The 19,465-nt window shown below is 58.2% G+C and carries 20 protein-coding genes and 1 pseudogene; 14 read left to right on the forward strand and 7 right to left on the reverse strand.

The annotated features are described in order from the left end of the window. The first annotated feature begins 79 nt into the window (after positions 1–79). From V474_RS24945 to V474_RS14345, 4 genes are read left to right on the forward strand one after another with little or no spacing between them, the layout of a single operon-like run. Positions 80–484, forward strand: coding sequence for a transposase (locus V474_RS24945; protein ID WP_082058011.1), 405 nt, complete (start codon positions 80–82; stop codon positions 482–484). After that, complete coding sequence (gene tnpB / locus V474_RS14335) at positions 481–834, forward strand: IS66 family insertion sequence element accessory protein TnpB (RefSeq protein WP_043980823.1); 354 nt, start codon at positions 481–483, stop codon at positions 832–834. The genes V474_RS24945 and tnpB (V474_RS14335) overlap by 4 nt, the downstream gene beginning before the upstream one ends. A gap of 49 nt (positions 835–883) precedes the next feature. After that, positions 884–2,443, forward strand: a complete 1,560-nt coding sequence (gene tnpC / locus V474_RS14340; protein ID WP_059150576.1) for an IS66 family transposase — start codon at positions 884–886, stop codon at positions 2,441–2,443. Beyond that, positions 2,440–3,021, forward strand: coding sequence for a UPF0149 family protein (locus tag V474_RS14345; RefSeq protein ID WP_059150816.1), 582 nt, complete (start codon positions 2,440–2,442; stop codon positions 3,019–3,021). Before tnpC (V474_RS14340) ends, V474_RS14345 begins: the two co-directional genes overlap by 4 nt. Positions 3,022–3,063: 42 nt before the next feature. Here the strand turns inward: V474_RS14345 and V474_RS25615 are convergent, their stop codons facing one another. Beyond that, a complete protein-coding gene (locus V474_RS25615; protein ID WP_148649404.1) occupies positions 3,064–3,810 on the reverse strand; it encodes a hypothetical protein in 747 nt (248 codons plus the stop codon). A 158-nt stretch (positions 3,811–3,968) separates the two neighbouring features. On the opposite strand from V474_RS25615, the gene tnpA reads away from it, so the two are divergent. The 7 genes and pseudogenes from tnpA to V474_RS26960 all read left to right on the forward strand — a co-directional run bounded on the left by tnpA (position 3,969) and on the right by V474_RS26960 (position 8,692). Then, positions 3,969–4,421 (forward strand): IS66-like element accessory protein TnpA, encoded by a 453-nt coding sequence (tnpA, locus tag V474_RS14350; protein ID WP_059150139.1) that lies wholly within the window; start codon positions 3,969–3,971, stop codon positions 4,419–4,421. Next, positions 4,405–4,758 carry an IS66 family insertion sequence element accessory protein TnpB gene (tnpB, locus tag V474_RS14355; protein ID WP_059150138.1) on the forward strand — a complete coding sequence of 118 codons (354 nt, stop codon included), beginning with the start codon at positions 4,405–4,407 and terminating at the stop codon, positions 4,756–4,758. The genes tnpA and tnpB (V474_RS14355) overlap by 17 nt, the downstream gene beginning before the upstream one ends. A 41-nt stretch (positions 4,759–4,799) precedes the next feature. Next, positions 4,800–6,401, forward strand: coding sequence for an IS66 family transposase (gene tnpC / locus V474_RS14360; protein ID WP_059150137.1), 1,602 nt, complete (start codon positions 4,800–4,802; stop codon positions 6,399–6,401). Between the two features lie 296 nt (positions 6,402–6,697). After that, a complete protein-coding gene (locus V474_RS26605; RefSeq protein WP_236711274.1) occupies positions 6,698–7,084 on the forward strand; it encodes a transposase family protein in 387 nt (128 codons plus the stop codon). 86 nt (positions 7,085–7,170) lie between these two features. Then, positions 7,171–7,386: pseudogene (locus V474_RS26610) on the forward strand (transposase); the annotation flags it as partial. Between the two features lie 129 nt (positions 7,387–7,515). Continuing rightward, the gene (locus tag V474_RS14375; protein WP_236711275.1) at positions 7,516–8,469 is read left to right on the forward strand and encodes an acyltransferase family protein; all 954 of its coding nucleotides are present in this window, start codon (positions 7,516–7,518) and stop codon (positions 8,467–8,469) included. A 28-nt stretch (positions 8,470–8,497) separates the two neighbouring features. Next, positions 8,498–8,692, forward strand: coding sequence for a DUF6771 family protein (locus V474_RS26960; RefSeq protein WP_407938339.1), 195 nt, complete (start codon positions 8,498–8,500; stop codon positions 8,690–8,692). A 284-nt stretch (positions 8,693–8,976) separates the two neighbouring features. On the opposite strand, the gene V474_RS24955 is transcribed toward V474_RS26960, so the two are convergent. The 3 genes from V474_RS24955 to V474_RS25620 all read right to left on the reverse strand — a co-directional run bounded on the left by V474_RS24955 (position 8,977) and on the right by V474_RS25620 (position 12,156). Then, positions 8,977–10,002 (reverse strand): glycosyltransferase family 4 protein, encoded by a 1,026-nt coding sequence (locus V474_RS24955; protein WP_148649405.1) that lies wholly within the window; start codon positions 10,000–10,002, stop codon positions 8,977–8,979. A gap of 9 nt (positions 10,003–10,011) precedes the next feature. Continuing rightward, positions 10,012–11,139, reverse strand: coding sequence for a radical SAM protein (locus V474_RS14390; protein WP_169795077.1), 1,128 nt, complete (start codon positions 11,137–11,139; stop codon positions 10,012–10,014). 171 nt (positions 11,140–11,310) lie between these two features. Then, positions 11,311–12,156, reverse strand: a complete 846-nt coding sequence (locus tag V474_RS25620) for a hypothetical protein (protein ID WP_148649406.1) — start codon at positions 12,154–12,156, stop codon at positions 11,311–11,313. Between the two features lie 286 nt (positions 12,157–12,442). On the opposite strand from V474_RS25620, the gene V474_RS14400 reads away from it, so the two are divergent. Further along, a complete protein-coding gene (locus tag V474_RS14400; RefSeq protein WP_059152187.1) occupies positions 12,443–13,153 on the forward strand; it encodes a hypothetical protein in 711 nt (236 codons plus the stop codon). Between the two features lie 233 nt (positions 13,154–13,386). Here the strand turns inward: V474_RS14400 and istB are convergent, their stop codons facing one another. Further along, positions 13,387–14,232, reverse strand: coding sequence for an IS21-like element helper ATPase IstB (gene istB, locus V474_RS14405; RefSeq protein WP_059150959.1), 846 nt, complete (start codon positions 14,230–14,232; stop codon positions 13,387–13,389). Further along, complete coding sequence (istA, locus tag V474_RS14410) at positions 14,229–15,752, reverse strand: IS21 family transposase (RefSeq protein ID WP_082699660.1); 1,524 nt, start codon at positions 15,750–15,752, stop codon at positions 14,229–14,231. The genes istB and istA overlap by 4 nt, the downstream gene beginning before the upstream one ends. 239 nt (positions 15,753–15,991) lie before the next feature. Between istA and V474_RS14415 the strand changes: the two genes are divergently transcribed. Continuing rightward, positions 15,992–17,179, forward strand: coding sequence for a hypothetical protein (locus tag V474_RS14415; protein ID WP_059152188.1), 1,188 nt, complete (start codon positions 15,992–15,994; stop codon positions 17,177–17,179). A gap of 444 nt (positions 17,180–17,623) precedes the next feature. On the opposite strand, the gene V474_RS24960 is transcribed toward V474_RS14415, so the two are convergent. Then, positions 17,624–18,679: an acyltransferase family protein gene (locus V474_RS24960; protein WP_082699802.1), complete on the reverse strand. Its 1,056-nt coding sequence runs from the start codon at positions 18,677–18,679 to the stop codon at positions 17,624–17,626. Between the two features lie 613 nt (positions 18,680–19,292). On the opposite strand from V474_RS24960, the gene V474_RS26965 reads away from it, so the two are divergent. Continuing rightward, positions 19,293–19,445, forward strand: a complete 153-nt coding sequence (locus V474_RS26965; RefSeq protein ID WP_407938342.1) for an Arm DNA-binding domain-containing protein — start codon at positions 19,293–19,295, stop codon at positions 19,443–19,445. Positions 19,446–19,465 lie beyond the last annotated feature (20 nt).

Here is a 19,465-nt window from a genome sequence, read left to right on the forward strand (position 1 = left end):
GTAACCGCTGCACCCGCCCCACGTATTCCGAGAGCTTGCTGATGGTTAGGCTCGCCCGAGACGAGGAGGAGATCGGGCAATGTCGGATGAAATTGATGCAGGGTCAAACGGCGGTTTGACGTGTGCGTCGCACAGTACAACTGCGCGTTTGACCGTCAGTTTGCCGCCCGGACGTCGGCGCTACGAGCGTTGGCCGGATGACGTACGCGACCGCATTCTGGCTGAGAGCTTTGTGCCAGGAATGACTGTGGCGCAGGTCGCCCGCGATAACGGCGTCGGCCTTGGCCTTTTGCACTATTGGCGTCGGCAAGCGCGAGCAGCAGGAGCCGTCGAGGAATTGCGGTTCGTACCCGTCACGCTGGCTCAGGAGAAGCAACTCGAACCTGGCGGCTTGGAGTTGGTGGTACGAGACGTGACGGTTCGGATCATGGGCGCGGTCGAGATGGACCACCTGCGCGCGGTACTGGCGGCGATCCGGGAATGATCCCGATCGACGGAAGCGTACGGATCTTCGTGGCGACACAGCCGGTCGACTTCAGAGCCGGGATTAACCGATTGATGGGGCTGGTGACGCACGTGCTGGGGCATGATGCCTGCGCGGGCGATGTCTTCGTGTTCCGCAACAAGGGCGCGGATAAGGTGAAGTTGCTCCGTCATGACGGGTCAGGCGCGGTTATGGCGACGAAATGGCTCGACCGAGGAAGGTTTTACTGGCCTGCCGTGCAAGGCGGCACGATGGTCCTGAGCGGACCGCAATGCACGGCATTGCTGTCGGGTCTGGATTGGAAGAAACTGCCCGCACCCGAGGTGCGCAGACCCCTGATTTTTGGCTGATATCTGCGGTTTTCTGTGGCGACGAGGAGTCGGTGTGGTATAGTCAGGCATGCCCGCCCAAGCCGACGATCTCCCTGAAGATATGGAGCAAATGGCGGCTCTGGTGCGTGAACTGCAGGCAGAAAACGCCCAACTGCGCGCACTGCTCAAAGGCATGGCCCACCAGGCCTTCGGCAGCCGTTCAGAACGCGCCAGCGTCATCCTGGGTGATCAAGGTCTCCTTGATCTCGGCGACCTCGTAACCACGCCGGCTACCGCAGCCAACGACGATGGCGACGCCGAAGACAAGCCTGCCGTCGGTCGCCCACGCCGCAAGCGCGGCCTGATGGCACTGCCGGCCCATATCGAGCGCGTGGAGCGCGTGATTGATCCCGACACGCTGGATTGCCCCTGCTGCGCCGGCAAGCTCCACAGGATCGGCGAAGATGCCAGTGAGGCACTCGACTGGGTGCCGGCCATCGTTCGCGTCATCCGCACAGTGCGCCCTCGTTACGCCTGCCGGGAATGCCGGGAGGGCGTCGTTCAAGCGCCGGCGCCGCGCCGCGCGATCCCAGGCTCGATGGTCACTACCTCGACGCTGGCCTGGATGGCGACGGCGCGCTACGCCTGGTCGATCCCGCTCAATCGGCAGTTGCAGATGCTCGCAGGCCAGGGCGTCATCCTCGATCGGGCGTTACCGAGCCGCTGGATGCGTAAGATCGCATGGTGGGTGAAGGCGCTCTATGATCGCCTGCTTGCCTACATCCACAGCCAGTCCCGGATCTTCTGCGATGAGACCCGCATGCCGGTCCTCGAGAAAGGGCGAAGACGAACCCGCACGACACAGTTCTGGGCGCACGCTTGTGATGACGGACCGTGGTCAGGCCCGGCCCATCCGGCAGTGGTGTATATCCATGCTCGCGGACGGCGGCATGCCGAGGCGTTCGAACAACTCGCCCGCTACCAGGGCGTTATCCAGGTCGACGGCTATGGTGCCTACAAGGCGCTTGTGCGCGGTGGTCCGGGCCGAGGCAAGATCACACTCGCCTTCTGTCTTGCCCACGCCCGGCGCAAGTTCGTCGATGCCTTCCGCAAATCGCCATCGCCGGTGGCAGCGGCGATCCTTACCCTGATCGGTGAGGTCTACGCGATCGAGGCGCGTGTGCGCAAAGGCACCGCCGCACAGCGCCTCCAGGCTCGTCTCGCCGAAACCGCCGACGTCATGGCGAAGATCAAGGCGCAGATCGACATCATGCTTCCAGGTCTGTCGCCCAAGTCCGACCTGGCCAAGGCGATGCGCTACACGCTCAACCACTGGAAGGGGCTAACCCTGTTCCTGGAAGACGGCCGGATCGAGGTCGATACCAACACCGTCGAGCGCGGCATGAGAAATGTGGCCCAGGGCCGCAAGTCCAGCCTCTTCGCTGGTAGCGAGGAAGGAGCTCAGACCTGGGCCGTCATGGCATCGCTTCTCCAGACGGCTCGCCTGGGGGGCCTGGATCCCTACACCTGGCTGAATGACGTGCTGGAGCGTATCGTCACGGGCGCTGTGAAGATCAACGAACTGGACATCTTGCTCCCATGGAACTGGCGGCCGGCGGCAGAACCGGTAAAAGCGCTGGCGGCATGAACTTCAAACCTCGCACATCGCAGGGCCGGACCCTCTCGCTCGAACAGCTCGAGATATGGCTCGACGAGCTTGATCCCCCCGTAGCTGGCGTCTCATCGATCGACGGCTTCCTGGCCGCAGTCGCCGCAGGCCCCAGCGTCATTGACCCCGACGTATGGATTAAGAGCATCCTGCGCGAGCACGCTCTCAACGCGCGCTCGGCGCCTGCGCGCCGAACGATCCTCAAGCGGTATAACCGCATCTGCATCGAGCTTGCCGAGAAGCCCGAGGCGTACGCGCCGATCTACATGCGCACCGAGGAAGGCGAGGTACTGCTCGAGGACTTCGCCAACGGGTTCTTCACAGCCATGCATCTCGACATGGAGGCGTGGAAGCCCTTCATCGCCGACCCGCAGTTCGGCTACCCGCTCGCGGCACTGCTTGGCCACAGCACCATTACAGGTGGCCCGTCATGGATCGAACAACTGGGTGATCCGAGCGCCAATCTGGCACTAGTCGATACGTGGCGCATGGTCCCGCAAATCATCTCGCTGATCAATGACCAGTGCGCCTTCGCGCGCATGACGCCAGCAGCCTGATATAAATCCCGCCACCACCAATGCGTGGGACAGGATCAGCGGTTACTCTGATTCAGAAGCATTGGACAGTGTAAGGTCGACGGCCCCTGCACGTGGCTTGTGTTCAAGCTTCAAATCAGGGGGCAATGTACCTTTAGCGAATCTCGGCCACGGGGCGTTTGTTGATGAAGCGGAGCCAAGGCCCGTGAGCATGATGCCGGGCATTAGCGCGGTCAGATAATCGCGATATTGTTTCCAGAATACTGTGGCTCGTTCGTCTGCGACCATGCTTCCATTGGCATGCTTATTGGAAGAGGCAGCCAAGGCTTCAATCATCAGGCTAAAATCGGTGCAGGCTATCGTTTTTGCGACCTCAGCGAATGCCTCGTGGGTAACCACCGCATCCCAATCTGCAACATCAGCCAAGTATGCTCTCGGCGCGAAAAGCACAGTCCGAAAAGCGTCCCAATGGTTGTCATTTCGCCCTTGCTGGCCGCGTAATCGAGCGCGACCCGCCTGATTTGGCTGGAAAGAAGCGTTCACCTTGTTCTCGATGAGGACCGCACACCTGCGATCTGTATCATCAGCGTAAAGCAAGAAGATGTCCGTTTCGGTCCCGTTGTCTGTGGCGCTCCGCCAGCCAGTTTTAAGGATTGAACAGGGTGCTAATCCGATCATCGTGGCAAGTCGGGATGACAGATCGGAAGAACGAAGCAAACCTTCCAGCACCAAAACATCGATATCGCGCTCGGTTATGGAGCCTATCGCATCTCGATTAAGGTACGCCGGCAAGGATGCAGAGATTGTCACGCATTTCTCCAAGAGATCTAAGGGCGCAAGCGTGACACAAAAGAACGCGTTTATGATCAAATATCTGAATTGGTGTAAGGTAAGCGCGAAATTCCGCGCACCTGTTCGGTTGAGTGACGCGGTGTGAAGGATGTGTCCACCAAGGAAGAGGTGGACACATGGAGATGGCACCGATGGGCTCCTATGGGCTTGAGGTTGTAAGGGTGACGAGTAACGGCCGGCGCTATTATGGTCGGGCGGGGAAGTCACGGTTGGTCGAGGCGTGCCTCGAGCCGGGCATATCGGTGGCGAGGCTTGCGCTGGAGCATGGTGTCAACGCCAACCAACTGCGCAAATGGGTCAGGAAGTATCAGGAGCGGCAGAGTGCGAAGGGGCAGCGGAGCACGGGGCCGTTGCCGGATCCGTCGGCGTTTATCCGGGTGGAGACGTCTCTGGCGCCTGCGGAGCGACACACTGGTGGGATCGCGATCCGGTCTGCGGGATTGGTACCGTCAGTGCGGCTGCAGGCGTCGATGCCAAATGGCGTATCGCTGACGCTGGAGGGGTGTGACGCGCAGTTACTGGCGGTGATGATCGATGCGCTGGGGCATTGCAATGTTCCGGCTCGCTGAAGATCTGCGCGTCTATCTCCACCGGGATCCGATCGATTTCCGTTGTGGGATCAACAGCCTTGCGATCCTGGTCGAGCAGTCGATGGGCCTCAATCCGTTCGAGCGCGCGGCGTTCGCCTTCTGCAACCGGCGCCGGACCCGGATGAAGCTCCTGTTTTTTGACCGGTCGGGCTTTGTATTGGTGCTCAAGGCGCTGACGGAGGACAAGTTCCGATGGCCCAAACGAGCGGAAACGGTGGTGGCGCTCACCGCCGAGCAATTGCGATGGCTGCTCGACGGGATCGATATTGACGCAATGGTCCCTCATCCGGTGCGGCAATATCAGTTTGTCGGCTGAAGGCTGTTGACGCGGGAACGGGCTTTCGATTCAAGACTGCGATGGATCGAGGCGGCGTGCCCACTATTGCGGAATTGATGGCGCTTCTGGCGACGAAAGCCGCCGAGGTCGAGGCATTGGCGGCCGAGAGGGACGCCCTTGCCCGGCGCATACTGAAGCTTGAGGAGGAACTGGCGCTGGCGCGGTTGCACCGCTTTGCGCCGCGCAGCGAAAAGCACATGGATCGCGTCTTCAATGAAGCCGAGCAGGCCGCCCTTGAGGACGATGCAGACGAAGATCACGACGATATCGACGAGCCGGGCGCTGCCGATCTTCCCGACACGGGATTGCCGGAGGCGAAAAAACCAGAAGGGAAGAAGCGCGGGCGCAAGGCACTTCCTGCGGGCCTGCCACGCCAGCGCGTCGAATATGACCTCGCCCACGACCAGAAGGTCTGCCCGTGCTGCAGCGAACGGCTGCATCGCATGGGGGAAGTGGTAACCGAGCAGCTTCACATCGAGGTGAAGGCCACGGTCCTGCAGAATGCCCGCGCCAAATATGCGTGCCGCAATTGCGACCGCACCGGGGTCGCCACGCCGATCGTCCTTGCGCCAATGCCCGCCCAGCCTTTGCCGGGGAGCATTGCCACGGCCTCGACGCTGGCCTTTGCCCTTGTCCACAAATACGTGGATGGCACGCCGCTCTATCGTCTGGCGCAAACCTTCGAGCGTGCAGGTGTACCCGTTAGCCGCGGTGCTCTGGGCCATTGGGTGATTGGTTCGAGCGAGAGGCATCTGTATCGCATCTATGACGCCCTGAAGCTGCGGCTCCGGTCCCAGGACGTCATTCATGGCGACGAGACTACGGTTCAAGTGCTGAAGGAAGAGGGCAAGGCCCCTACCAGCACCTCGTATATGTGGGCCTACCGCAGCAGCGAGGACAGCAAACAGCCGATCGTGCTGTTCGACTATCAACCCGGTCGCGGGCAGGAACATCCGCAGGCCTTCCTCGGCGACTATCGCGGTATCCTGATGAGTGACGGCTATACGGCATGGCGCACATTGAAAGGCGCCACGCATCTGGGTTGCATGGCCCACGCCAGACGGCGCTTTGCCGACGCCCTCAAGGCGAGGAAGAAACAAGGCGGGCCGCCCGCACAGGCGCTCAAGTTCTTCGACCAGCTCTACCGGATCGAAAGGCAGGCGCGGGACGAAATACCCGATGAGGGGGAAGCGCAGGCCAGCTACATGCGCCGCTTCCGCCAGAAACATAGCGTCCCGGTCCTGGATGCCCTCAAGGCGTGGCTCGATGCGATCGCACCGAAGGTCATGCCCGAAACCAAGCTTGGTGATGCGGTATCCTACACCCTCAACCAGTGGGAATACCTGACGCGCTACGTCGAAGACGGCAGGATGCCGATCGATAACAATCTTCTCGAACGTGACATCAGGGTTTTTGCAACAGGAAGAAAATCCTGGCTTTTCTGCGACACAGTGGACGGCGCACGGGCGAGCGCCGTCACCTACAGCCTGATGCTGACTTGCCGCGCCTGCGGCGTCGAGCCTCTCGCGTGGCTACGCCATGTCCTCACTGAACTGCCCCAGCGACCTCACGACGCCGATATCGACGACCTGCTGCCATTCAACTTCGAAAGACCCGCCTGACCCGCCGACGTCGTTGCGGTGGCCTGGCTCGTCCAGCGTCAACTATGATGGCCGCACTGCCTCCGGAAGCAACGTGCTACGAAATGCGCGCTTACGGTGTAAGGGCATGGCACATTTTTAATGCTTCGCCGCACTTCTGCCAGACATCGGCGGTTTCCCTCGGGAAGGGCTTTCCAGCGTTGATTGCCGCTTAGATGTCACCCGGGCCGCCTATAAATTACCATTGAGAATTGGCTCTGACTCACATTTGCTGCTGGTGATGATATCCTTCCGCCGCTTCATTGGAAGGATCTGCCATGCATGGTCGATTTCAACGCGCAAGCCTGGCACCGAAGGGATTTGCGGTCGTCTCGGTTCAAAGTGTTGGAGAGGATATCCAGATTCTGCTGCGCTCCCGGTGCGTTTCGGGTGTTTGCCCCGATTGCTGGCGACCAAGTCAGCGAATTCGAAGCCGATATGTCCGTCGACCGCTGGATCTCCCGCTAACGGGGCGGCGCGTCATACTCCAGATTTCTGCGCGTCGTTTTTGGTGCGACACGGTCAATTGCGGGCGCCGTATTTTCTGCGAGCAGTTCGGTGCCGGTGTCCTGGCTCGATATGGCCGTCGTACTCCGCGTCTTGAGACGATAGTCCACCACCTTGGTCTCGCGCTCGGTGGAAGGCCCGGATCCTTGTCGCCGTAATCGAAAACAACGTTCCTGAACTGGTCGCGGGCCGCAAAGCGATCGGCGACTTCCAATCCATGATCCGATCGAAGTCAGCGACAAGACTTGATGGCTGGATCGCGATGTCCAAGGGAAGCCTGGTCAGTCCATTCGTCAACGGTGTTGAGAAGGATCTGGCCGCAGTCCGCAATGCGATCGTCTCCCCATGGTCGAATGGACAGACAGAGGGGCAAATCACCCGCCTTAAATTGATCAAGCGACAGATGTACGGGCGCGCCAAACTTGATCTGCTTCAGGCACGGGTGGTGGGCGTAATATAGCGCCTTCGATCAGCAAATGTGAGTCAGAGCCAATTCTCAATGGTAACGCCGGGTCACATCTCAGTGGGAATCAACAGTAAAGCCGTTCGATCAAACGCAAAATTAACGGTCGCATGGCACTTGGTGGGCATGGGAAGATTGAATGGACTAGATGGATTGCGCGGCATTGCGGCCGTTTGTGTCGTCGTTTTCCATGTGGCGGCGATCAACAGCACGTTTCAGCCTTTTGGCGGCGGATATCTCGCTGTAGACTTCTTCTTCCTTCTTTCAGGATACGTGATGGCACGTAGTTATGAGGGAGGCGAAATCTGCAAGCCGTCCTTCCTGCTGAAGAGGGTGGCAAGGCTTTGGCCGACCATGGCGATTGGCGTCCTTCTTGGTGTCGCAGCTCACTGGGAAGAACCACGGCTGCTGTGGTTCGTGGTCGCCGGCATGTTTTTGATGCCGCTGTTCCTGACTGACCAGGCCTTTCCCATAAACAATGCGTCATGGTCCATATTTTTCGAGCTTCTGGCGAACGCAGCACATTCACTTATTCTCAGTAAACTGAACAGCCGGGCCTTGAGCATGCTCATCTTTATGCTGCTGCTTGGTGCGGTCGGGATAGTCTACGTGTTCGGCGGGCTAAAGCCAGGACCCTACACCCAAGCGTTTTGGCTCGGCCTGCCGCGCACTATGCTCTCATATTCGATCGGGATATTCCTGTTTCGAAAATGGCGCGATGCTCCGCCCGTTTCGATTCCGTTTGTAGCCACCATTGCTCTACTCCCGGTCATGCTGACCAAGCCTTTTGCTGCCTCGCTAGCGGGCGGCTGGTTCGACATCGCCTTCGTCATCTTGATATGCCCGACCCTGATCGCGGGAGGATTGCGGCACACCACTTCTTGGGGGACATGGTTAGGAGCGATCTCGTTCCCGCTGTACGCCACCCATTATCCCATCCTCACCTTAGCCCACTTGGCTGGTGCGTCCCCTTTGGTAGGGTTCGCAGCAACCATCGTCGTGGCAGCGATGATCCAATGGTGGAGGCCGATGCTTGGCTACTTCAAACGGACCGCCTACAGGCGAGAGAGCCCTTGCTGATGTTCTTTAATTGTTCTTTTTTCGAGGCATGGAAGATTCGCGCACCACAGACCGCCTGATCGCGGGCTTGATCCAATCGGCTCCCGCCTGGGTCAGGGTTGTTATCACTGCTCGAACCTCCCGTGTTCGGAAGGACGCCATAGCAAGCCTCGCGGATCATGTTGCGGCTGGCTTGGCACAGGCGAAGCAGCACGACCATGAGCAGATGCGCCTGCCCTTTTAGCCACTGCGCCTATCATTTCAGGGATTCTACCGGCCCCACGGCACATACTGCCGATAATTCATATGCTTAATGCGTCCTTTTTGCCGCCGTGACCGTAGTTCCCCTGCATCAACCCCATGTGATGCAAATTCAGACGGAAGTTCATTCCACTGAGGCGTGCGGGCGCGGTGGAGCAGGAGCTATCGCGTCCGCATATCCCTAATTAACTTTGCCCAAAAATCAGGCGGCGGATAACGCGGTTTTAGTGAATGACTGCACTTTCGGGTCCGTCCACTTGCTGATGCTCATGCCGCTAACCGTTGATACATTTCCAGGAAAGGAATTGCCTGTTGGTCAAGCGAGAAGCGTCCCGCACGAGCGATTGCATCATCGCGTAGTTGTAGCCGCAGGTGTGGCTCATTGACGAGCCGCTCCACCGCGTAGGCGATTGCCGTAGGGTTTCGTCTGGCAACGAGAAGACCCGCGTCGCCAAGCAGATTTCGTACCCCGCCGACATCGGTAGCAACACATGGAAGGCCCGTCGCGAGGGCCTCGATCAAGGCCAACGGCGTGCCCTCATGATCAGACGGCAGAACGAACGCATCAAGCCGCCTTAGCCACGTAGCAATGTCGTCTACGTCCCCGTGGAATTCCACGTTCAACCCTTCGGCTGCACTTCGTAAATTTGCTTCCTCTAGACCTTGGCCTGCGACAAACAAACGGCATGGCACTCCCCGGTCTTTTAGTAGCCTTAGGGCATCGAAAACATCTCGATGGCGTTTCACCGGATGCAACCTTGCAGCAATGCCAAGCGTGATCGGCTGAGACAGCTTGCGGATTTCGGACGGACGATATTGGCGCAGGTCGATACCTGGAGGCACAACCGCGATGGGCTTGTTCGTCCATGGGCGAAAGCGCCGAGCCAAATCATCCGATACAGCAGTCACGCTTTCGGCACGATGCAACCCCCAAGCGATCGAAGGAAGCCATCGCCATCCTTGCCCTAGCGCGATGTGAAGGGTGACGATGGACGGCATATCTCTCATCGCATGCGCCCCCAACGCACCCGCGATGTGTCCCTGCGCGTGAAAGACATCGATCTTTTCGCTGGAAAGTAGCTTGCTCAAATCCGCCCTGAAGTGCTTGCTTCGTCGGTCGATGTGGTGCTGCGCAATGCCCGGAAGTGCGATCTGGCGACCTTGAGCGGCTGGATCATAGGCGATGACCATGGGCTCGATACCATGGTGGAGGCTGATGGCGCATAAATCCGCGACCATCCGTTCACGCCCTCCCGTGACCAGGTTTGGCAGCAAATGAGCGACGCGCAGCACGACCGAGCTCTAGCCAGCAAGCCGACTAGCCGCATCCTTTGTGTATTTTTTCAAGGAGGGACCATGCTTCTCTACGCGAGATCCCGCTTCGCAATGGCAGTTCGGGCAGTTCAGCTTGAAGGCATCCCTTGCGGCCTCATGATGCTGCTCGGTGTAAAGTATTTGGTTAAGCCGCTTATCATGCAGATTTCCGAGCGGGAAAGTGACGTAACAAAGCATGACCGAGCCATCGGCTCCGACCCAAAGAAGCTTACGGGCATCGCACGGGATGCGCATATTTTCTTGTTCGAGTGCCCAGTCTGCGAACGATGCTAGGGCGACCTCACTTTCGGTAAGTAGGCTCGGTCTTGCTCGTTTCAGTTTGAGCAGGTGGTTGATTACGAGGTCAACCGCAGGCCTGTCTTCCGGTCGGAACTGAAGTTCGCGTTCGGGGCCTTCCTGGAAGTAGGGCAGCGAGTAATGCACGACATCGACATGGATGCTGGCCTGGAAGCGATCGGCGAAGGCAACCATTTCATTCACCGCTTCGATATTCGCAGACCGGCGGCTGAGCAGAAAATTGAACTGGATATCCAACTCTTCCGGGCCAAACTTCTTTCGTGTGTTGGTCAGGCTTTCGACGAGCCGATCAAACCGACCTGGACGCTGTACATATTCGTCGAAGGCCCCATTCTCGCCGTAGTAGCCGATGGTCACTTTCCTCAGACCGGCGGCATGCAACGCTTCTATCTTGCGGTCGAGGATCAGGCCGTTTGTCGTCATGTAGCAGCCAACGCCAAGCTTTTTCGAAATGTTGACCATTTCGACGACGTCGGGGTGCAACAGTGGCTCACCACCGTATAAGCGTACCGCTGGAACCTTGGCTGCGGCGGCATCCTCCAACAACTCCCGGACGGTCTGCAACGGCAGTTGGGAACCCGGCATGAAGTCGCGACCGTACTTGCAGCCCTGGCACCGCAGATTGCAATGCGCAGTGATCGCAATCGTGATCTTCTCGGTGTTGGCGCGCAGTAATGAGGGCCAAGCAGAAGCCGCACTACTAATCATGCGTTCTTTGGCGCGATAGCCGTACTTCAAGGCAGAAGCTGTTGAAGGGATGGTTCTGGCCAGTGTCCTGGCCATGCTATCGATCGTCATAGTTGCCCGCCTGTTGGTCATGGTGGCGCTCGAACGCGCTTATCCTTAAAGCCATCACCTGATGTTCGTTTGATTTCAAAGGGAAAGGGAAAGGTGTTCCAAATGTGGACAATGACACATAGAAAGATGAGCAAGCGCGTGTAGCGCCTGTAATCGAACCTATGGCCATGGTCAGGTGAGGTCGAACCTATCCTCAGTCGCCTCGCGTAGTTTTGGGTTATAGTCGGCCAAGACCATCATAAAAACGTCTGGTTGGCTGTCAGCAGAAGCTTTGATCTCACCTTTGGGGATTTTCCTGTCTAAGCGCTTGCCGAGCAACCAAAGGGCCTTGTCGAGCACCCTTCGCGTATAAGGGTAGGTCATGCCGAGAAGAGGGGCCTGTGCTGCGATATTTGCTTCGATCGTGGGCAGCCAGCGCGCGTGCAAAGCTTCAAAATCATGGAGAAATGCCGTGGCCGCTTTTTCCTCCTTGATGCCATTGCGGTGCTTAGCTCCCATTACGTCATTCAAGGCCATGACAGCATAGCTATCCCACATCGTCGCGTGTTCGGGTTGATAGTACCAGAGGGATTTCATGCAGAACGAAGAGAGATTTGCGCCGACACCTAGATTATACTTAGCGATGATACCATGCACCCCTGCAACTGCACTGACCCAAAGCCGCGCAAGCTCACTGGAATGATCTTCACTCAGATCGAGAGTGACTGATTTGTATTCTTTGAAGAGGTAAAGAGCAATTTCTTCAAGTTTTTCAGAGCGATTTCCATCCACATTTTTATTTATAGCACCTTGATGTACGCTGTACTCTCTAGCAAAGGCATACGTCTGTTCGCCCGTCCAAGGGGCTGACTTAAGGCGTTCGACCAATAGATTGTCGGTAAGCCGATTACGCGGGCGGGCATCTTGTGATGGGTTATTGCGCCATTGATCAATCGCTGAAGCGACACCCCACCAAATTGCACCTTCCATGCTTGATGCAACTTGCTTCGCTTTATCCCTCTGCCAAGACATGCTCACGTATCGAACTCCTTCGCGGGCAAGGCGGCAACGCTGTCCGATTTCAACAGCCTGCTGCCCCTTCTTCCGTTAGCTCAGCAATGCGAAAGCGTCTGCGAATTGTCGATCCGGGAAAATTCCGGTCTTACAGAAGGTTAAGGCGCAGAATTTTGGCGAGCCCTGCTTAGCCGAGCATAACGTCGCAGGCGCGATCGACGCTGGCTCAGCGCGGCCCGCAAAGTGGTCGTAGGGGAAAAAATGTTAACACCTTGCCCGGTGCAGCCTTCGATTGCAGTAAGCGTGGCGTATGATCGAATTCGTCGCCCCAGCGCATGAAGACCCGGCCCTTGCCCAATCGCCCCTCCTGCGCGGTGCGTTGCTGACCCTCGGCTATATCGTCCAGCATGGCCCCATCGGCCTGACGCAGAACAAGGCCTTGAAGCGGTATTTCGTGACGTGGGCTGCTGAAACGTTCAACTGGCCCCATTACACCGCCGAAGACCTGTACGCGGTCAACAAGGTACTGAACGAAGAGGACTTCCCGCCGCTGGTGGTCCTTCACGACCTGCTGGTCAGCGCCAAGTTGGCAAGGCATCGCAAAGGTTTCCTGCACATCACGAAAACGGGGAAGGATCTGCTACAGCATCCGGGCAACCTCTGGATCACCTTGGCCCATCATATCTTGTTCGTCCTCGATCACTCCCGATACACGCGGTACGGCGACGAACTCGCCGGAGATTGGCTGCTGTTCCTCAACATCATCAACGTCGAGGCTCATACCGGCCTAACCTACGAGCGCTTCGTAGAGGTGCTGCTCGGGGCTGGACCGGAAGACCATCGGGCTTATGCAATGGCCTACATCCACATCCTGCGCCCGTTGTGCTGGCTTGGACTTCTGGACGAGACCCGCCACGGCAAGCCCTATCCGACAGAGAAGCTGTTCACGAAGACCGCCCTTTGGCCTCGGGTGATCCAGGCGGAATCCGATAAGGTGTTGCCGGACGTCACCCGGCATTGATCTGTTTGCGCCGATAACGCCACTTATGGGAACTCCACTTACCGCCAGCGTGGCTCCCGTTTGAAAGCCATGTTCTTTGGCAGCGGCGTATGTGCTGATTTTTAAGGATCTAGCCCTATTGCCCCAGGAAACGTGCATCTTGTAGCGCGACATCGCCGGTGATTGGTCAGCGACACTGATGGTGATGTGTCAGCGGTGACGTTGAGGATAATGTCACACGAGGTTGGCCTGGATCAAGAGGCGTTGTCGCGCAGCGATGTCGCTGGAACGGTTTCGATGTCGCGGGGCGATGTCGCTGGATCAGGAGGACTGTCGCGGAGCGATGTCGCTGCGGCCAGTGCGGATCGCCTGCGATAGCTCTCGACGTTCATTTCCAGGATAGTGGCGTGGTGAACGAGCCTGTCGATGGCGGCGACAGTCATTGCCTTATCCAAAAAAATGGCATCCCAACCGCTGAATGGTTGGTTGGCGGTGATCATGATGGAGCGCCTTTCGTATCTGGCAGAGATGAGTTCGAACAGGACGCTGGTCTCGGCCTGGTCCTTGCGGACGTAGGACAGGTCATCGAGGATGAGCAGGTCGAAGCGGTCGAGCCTGGCGATCTCCTGGGTCAAGGTCAGGGCCTGACGTGCGGCCTGCAAACGCTGGACGAGATCGGTGGTCCGGGTGAAGAAGACCCGGTATCCGCGCGCCACAAGCTCGTTGCCGATGGCGGCCGCGGCGTGGCTCTTGCCGGCACCAGGCGGACCAAATGCCAGAAGATTGTGGCCAGCCTTGAGCCAGGTATCTCCTTGGGCCAGAGCCAAGACCTGGGCCTTGCTCAAGGTGGGAACGAGGCTGAAGTCGAAGGCATCCAGGGTCTTGCCGGGCGGCAGCCGTGCTTCTGTAAGATGGCGCTGGATCCGGCGTTGCTCGCGTTCGGCGAGTTCCAGTTCGGCCAGGGCTGCCAGCAGGCGCGAAGCCGGCCATCCCTCCTTGTCCGCTCGTGAACAAAAGTCTGGCCAGAGACGGGCAATGGTGGGCAGACGCAGCGTGCCCAGCAACATGGGCAGCTTGGCGGTGTCGACAGTGATGCTCATGCGGCCATCTCCCTGGCGGTGAGCAAATCGTCGTAAGTGTCAGGCTGGGGAATATCGACGACCACATCGACCGGTTCATTGCCGGGCCGTTGGAAGCGCTCCTGCAGATCCTTCAGATCAGGTAAGCCCTGGCCATCGAGTATGCCGGTCAGGGTCGCGGCGAGCTCAGCCTCGCAGGCCTGGTCATGCGCAAGCCACAGCAGCCCCACCATGATGCGGCATGCGGCGGCTTTGGGAAGCGCACCCTCCAGAGCATCCCAGCAGCGGCGATATTCGCTGCGAGGGAAGAGCTTGTTGCGATAGACAAGGTTTGCCAGCGCGTGGGGCTTGGTACGCAGGCTGTGGATCACGTGCCGATAATTGACGACGTGGTCATGACCGCCCCGCCCGCGATCGGGCGCCCGCCCGCGTGGCAGGGTCTCGATGGGCTGCCCGGCCAGATAGAGGTCGATCCGGTCATCGAAGATCCTGGCTCGCAGGCTATGGCCGATGAGCCGGGAAGGCACGGTGTAGAAGACCTTGCGCAGCACGAAGCCGCCCGATGAGGTGACGAGCACCGTAGCTTCATCATAATCGCAGCTACGGCGTGAAGGTAACGGCCGCAGGTGCTCAGCTTCGATGCGCAAGGCATCGCGCCGCCGCGCGTTGTGCCGGCCCACGACCTGGGCGAGGAACGTGCGCCAGTCCTCGATGGCGGCGAAGTCACGTGTCCCGCGCAACTGGAGTGCCTGATCGAGCCGATCCTTGAGGTGGCCATGACGGCTCTCGATGGACCCATTCTCATGGGCGATCCCGCGATTGTTGCGGGTGGGCTCCATCTGGTAATCGGCGCACAGGGCGGCATAGCGGGTCCGCAGATCTTCCTGGGCATCTTGCTCCAGGTTGGCGAACGCCGCGGAGAGGCTATCGGTGCGATGCTCGTGCGGCACGCCGCCAAGCTGCCACAGCGCATTCTGAAGGCCGCAGGCCAGCGCCGTGAAGCTTTCTCCTCCCAGCACGACCTCGGCATGCTCCCACCCGGAATAGACCAGCGCGAAGTGATAGATCAGGTGCGGGGTCGGATTGCCGGAGATGGTGACCTTCAGATCGCGGGCGTCAAAGAAATCCGACATGCCCTGTCGGCCAGGCGGATGGTTCTGCCGGAAGATGACCTCACGCTCTGGTCCATGCTCGGCCTTCCATAGCCGTATCCGGCGTTCCAGGGTTCTGCGGGCTGGCGTCAGATCGAGCCCGGGGTGGCGCTGCTCCAGCTCCCCAAGAATAGAGATGGGCTTCAGGCCCGGCGTGCTCTCGAGCAAAGGCACGATTTCTTTATCCCACAGTTCGGCGAGCGGATCTGGCCTACCGCCGCCATGACGTCGCTCCCGGCGACGCTCCGATGGCGACCGGGGATCTTTCTCTATCCGGTAGCCCGTGCTGGTGGAGAAGCCAGCCATGGCGGCGGCGGCTTTTTGCGGGTGTTTTTGACGAAGGGACATGTAGTACCTCTGCTGTTGGTCGGTGATGGGACGGCCAGGCATCCGATCCTCTTCTTGGCGTTGAAGATTGGACCATCCTGACCGCTGTCGCCGCCAACGGCACGGGGAAACCCGCGCCCGTGTGGGGGGAAGCTACGTCCGGGCTACGCCCGGCCTCCGCTTCCCCCCACACGTCATCTACGATGTCGCTGACCCTTCAACTGCGATGTCGCTGTGCACATCTAGCGGTAGGGGCTCCCGCGTCTGCAATTCATCATCAATATGCACCTCGCCATCGTCTGATGGCGGCGTTGACCAGGATGCTTACTGGCGGGGCGGCTATTTTGCTGCTGCTGGCGTTTTATGCACGGTGGAAGACTCTAGCTGTCACCACATTCGACGGCGACGAATATGCCTTTGCGTTGGTGGCGCGGGACATCTTACAAGGCAAACTGCCCTACACCGGAATTTTTGACAACAAACCGGTGGGGTTGAATTACCTTTTTGCGCTAGCACAAGCGTTGGGCGGGCAGACTGTTGCAGCTATCCACGCCTTGGGACTCGTGTCGGCGGCGCTGGCGGCAGCGGTGATCTACTTCAGTACACGCAGGTTGCAGATGTCGAGGGCCGTGGCTTTGGGGCTGGCGGCATTGTTTGCGACCGAAACTTTGCATTTGGGCGGCTGGGCATCAATGTCGGAGTTGGTCGCGCTACCCTTCCTGTGCTTGGCGAACTACCTGACACTGGAGCAACCCTTACGCTGGCAGTCCATACTGGCGCGCGGTGTAGCGATCAGCTTCGGCTTCGTTGCCGCGCTGGCATTGGCGTGGTTACCTCAACTTTTGAGCGGTGACCTACAGCATTATCTGGCCGAACAGGCCCAGTACCATGGGGCTTATCGCAGTCCCTTTCCGCCACTATGGCTATGGCGTAGTAATTTTATAGAGCCTCTTTCTTTTCTGTCTCTACCTACCGTCGTAGCATGTGTTCTCTACGGTATAGCTCACCGCCGTCTTCGTTTTGGCCGAGCTTTTTGGCTGTTGAGTTTGCAACTGATCGGAGCTGTTCTCGCTAACTGTGCTTCCAATCGCCTCTATATTCATTATCTCATTCTGGCGTTACCAGCAGCGGCGCTGTTACCGGCTGCAATGCTTCGGACCGTGCCTTTGAACAATTCACGTTGGCTGGCTCTTGCTGTGTTGGCATGCGCTGCGTTTCATCAGATCAGCCTGCTGCGCGCTTTGCCTGACTATCTGGTCCGCCCCAGCTTGGAAGCAGATGCCGCCCGCCTGATCGAAAGCCGGACGTTACCCAATAGCGCCATTATGGTGTTCAATGCCCAGCACACTATCTATTACCTCTCTCACCGGCCCGCCGCCACACGTTTTGTGTTCCAGAACCACTATCTGAGCACCTGCGATGGAGCCCCCGCCATCAAGTCGGCCCTGCAGGTATTACAGCTAGGATTGGCGGAAAAACATCATTGCTAGTAGTCGGCAGTGGATGTCCGACTACCATCGACGCTGACAGCATAGCCCGGCAGGCGCACTATTATCCGGTTGATGTTGTGACTACTGACGGTAAGTCGCTCACGATTTATGCGCGTGTCCCTAACTAAGCTCTGGATGCGAAACAGCCGATAGAATCGGTGGCTCGATTTCGTGAGGACCAGCCCCAGCGGTCGGAAGCACCGTGCAGGCCAGAAGGCCTACGAGCATCGCGGATCGTTTGAGGTTGATGTGATTGTGACCCGCACCGGCACCGGGCACGACTATTTTGCTGGAGTGATCGTCCAACGGCTGAAAAGGGCACTTCTTGGCCTTAAGCAGCTGATTTGGAACGCGACACGTACATGACCCTCACAGCTCCGGATTTGTTCTGTGCAGGTCTGGGGTTTCCCTGTTATTTTTTGTGGTTCAGAGTGCCGTACAGCGCTAATTTCCAAGCACTATTCCGTCAATATCAGTACGATTAAACCACGAAGAAGCTCGACGCCGCAAGTACCGGAGGAGAGGTGCTTCGACAAAGTAATATGCCGCAAGACCACAAGTGAGCGCGCTAACTACCAAGAATGCATAGCATTCTATGATTCTAGTAACAGAATCGAACTCTGTACGCAACCAAATCTGCCAGCCGACAGCTATTCCCAAGAGATGAAAGAGGTAGAGGCTATAGGAGGCTTCCCCAAGTGCTATAGGCAAGAGTGGGATTTTGCGCTGCCGTTTACCCTCCCAGACCGCTAATGCCGCAACCAGAACTGCAGAAGGAACACCGTAGGCCAAACGGGCAAGATTTCCGTAACCGTAAAGCAGGCCTGATACTTCTGTTACTCCAACCGCGATTAGCCCCCCTGCAGCGACAAGCGCCAATAAGCCTCCGTGCTTAATCCAGCCGTGATGCACAACGACCGCCGCAGCCATGCCGAACAGAAACTCAATATTGAATGCACTGGCGATAATGTCAGGCCCTGATTTTGGAAAAATCCCGATATTTTGCGAAACGGCCCAGATTATCCAAAATACAAAAAAAGAAAGCCCTAGAGTTTTGTTGCAAATCAACAGTGCTACGGCGAAATAAAATAACACCTCATGTTGCAAGGTCCAGGAAATTCCAAGTAGTGGATCGTGTGGTATCGGAAGCAGACTGGCGGAAAGCCCGATCCGCACGAGAGTTAACTCGTTGCTATGATGAGGTAGCATCAGTACTGCCGCCGCTGTCATTGCTATCCAGTAGATCGGAAGCAATCGTGCGAAACGCTGCCATGCGTAACGGGCGAGCGCTTTCGGGCGCCCGATATCCTTACCATGGACATGAAGGATGATGAACCCAGACAGGACGAAGAACAAATCGACGCCCGCGTGCCCCGGTTGCGTCAGGCGCGTTATCGCGGAGGCATCCACCTCTTTCCCGAGGTGTCTGGCAGCATGGTACGCGACCACCGCTAAAGCCGCCACGCCGCGAAGAGCTTGAATTCCCAATAGCTTAGTCATTCATACCTCGGGCGGTGTGGGCGTCGAACGCTCTACCTAGGCATGAGCAGGCCAGATATACGGTTACGCTGTTCTGCGAACCCATCTCCTGCAATTGCGTTAATTTCAAAGAGAAAAGTAGATGTGTGCCATATGCGGACAATGACACAGAGGGGAAGGGCATATCCGGGTTTTGACTGGGTCGAAATTCCGAACTTCTCCGAGCCAAAATGCTTTCGCTAGGAAAATGTCCAATCCCGATTTCAGGACAATCTGGGCATCGCTTGGGTTACCTGGAAGGATGGCTAAATTTCGGCATCAGAAGCCTCGAAGACCTTGGATTTCTGCCGTTCTATCGCTCGTGTTCGTAATGATGGGGGCATAGGTTCGAATCCTGTAAGCGGCACCATTTGCCCCTCCCAAAACGTCTCCAGAGGTTGAAAAAATGGCGGTTTTCTGCCATTTCTGAGCCTCAACAACCTCAGAGCGTGTCAGGCAAAATCAGGGCATCTTGGACGAAATGGTGCGATGGGGAACCGGGAGTTTGCGCCATCGGACATCGAACCCGTGGCCACTTTGCCCGCCGTCACGCTCCTCGACACGTCGAGGAGAATCGCCAATGGCGCTTACGGAAATGCAGAGGCGTCACCTCCAGCCTGCGCAGAAGGCCTGCCGATGCAGCGATGGCCGGGGGCTCCATCTCGAGATCCATCCCGCAGGGTCGAAGCTCTGGCGTTTCACATACCGTTTCGACGGAAAGCAGAAGCGTCTCGCGCTCGGGCGTTGAAGTCGCGCCGTTGACGGTGC

It is taken from the genome of Novosphingobium barchaimii LL02, assembly GCF_001046635.1.
In the GTDB taxonomy this organism is placed as follows: Bacteria; Pseudomonadota; Alphaproteobacteria; order Sphingomonadales; family Sphingomonadaceae; genus Novosphingobium; species Novosphingobium barchaimii.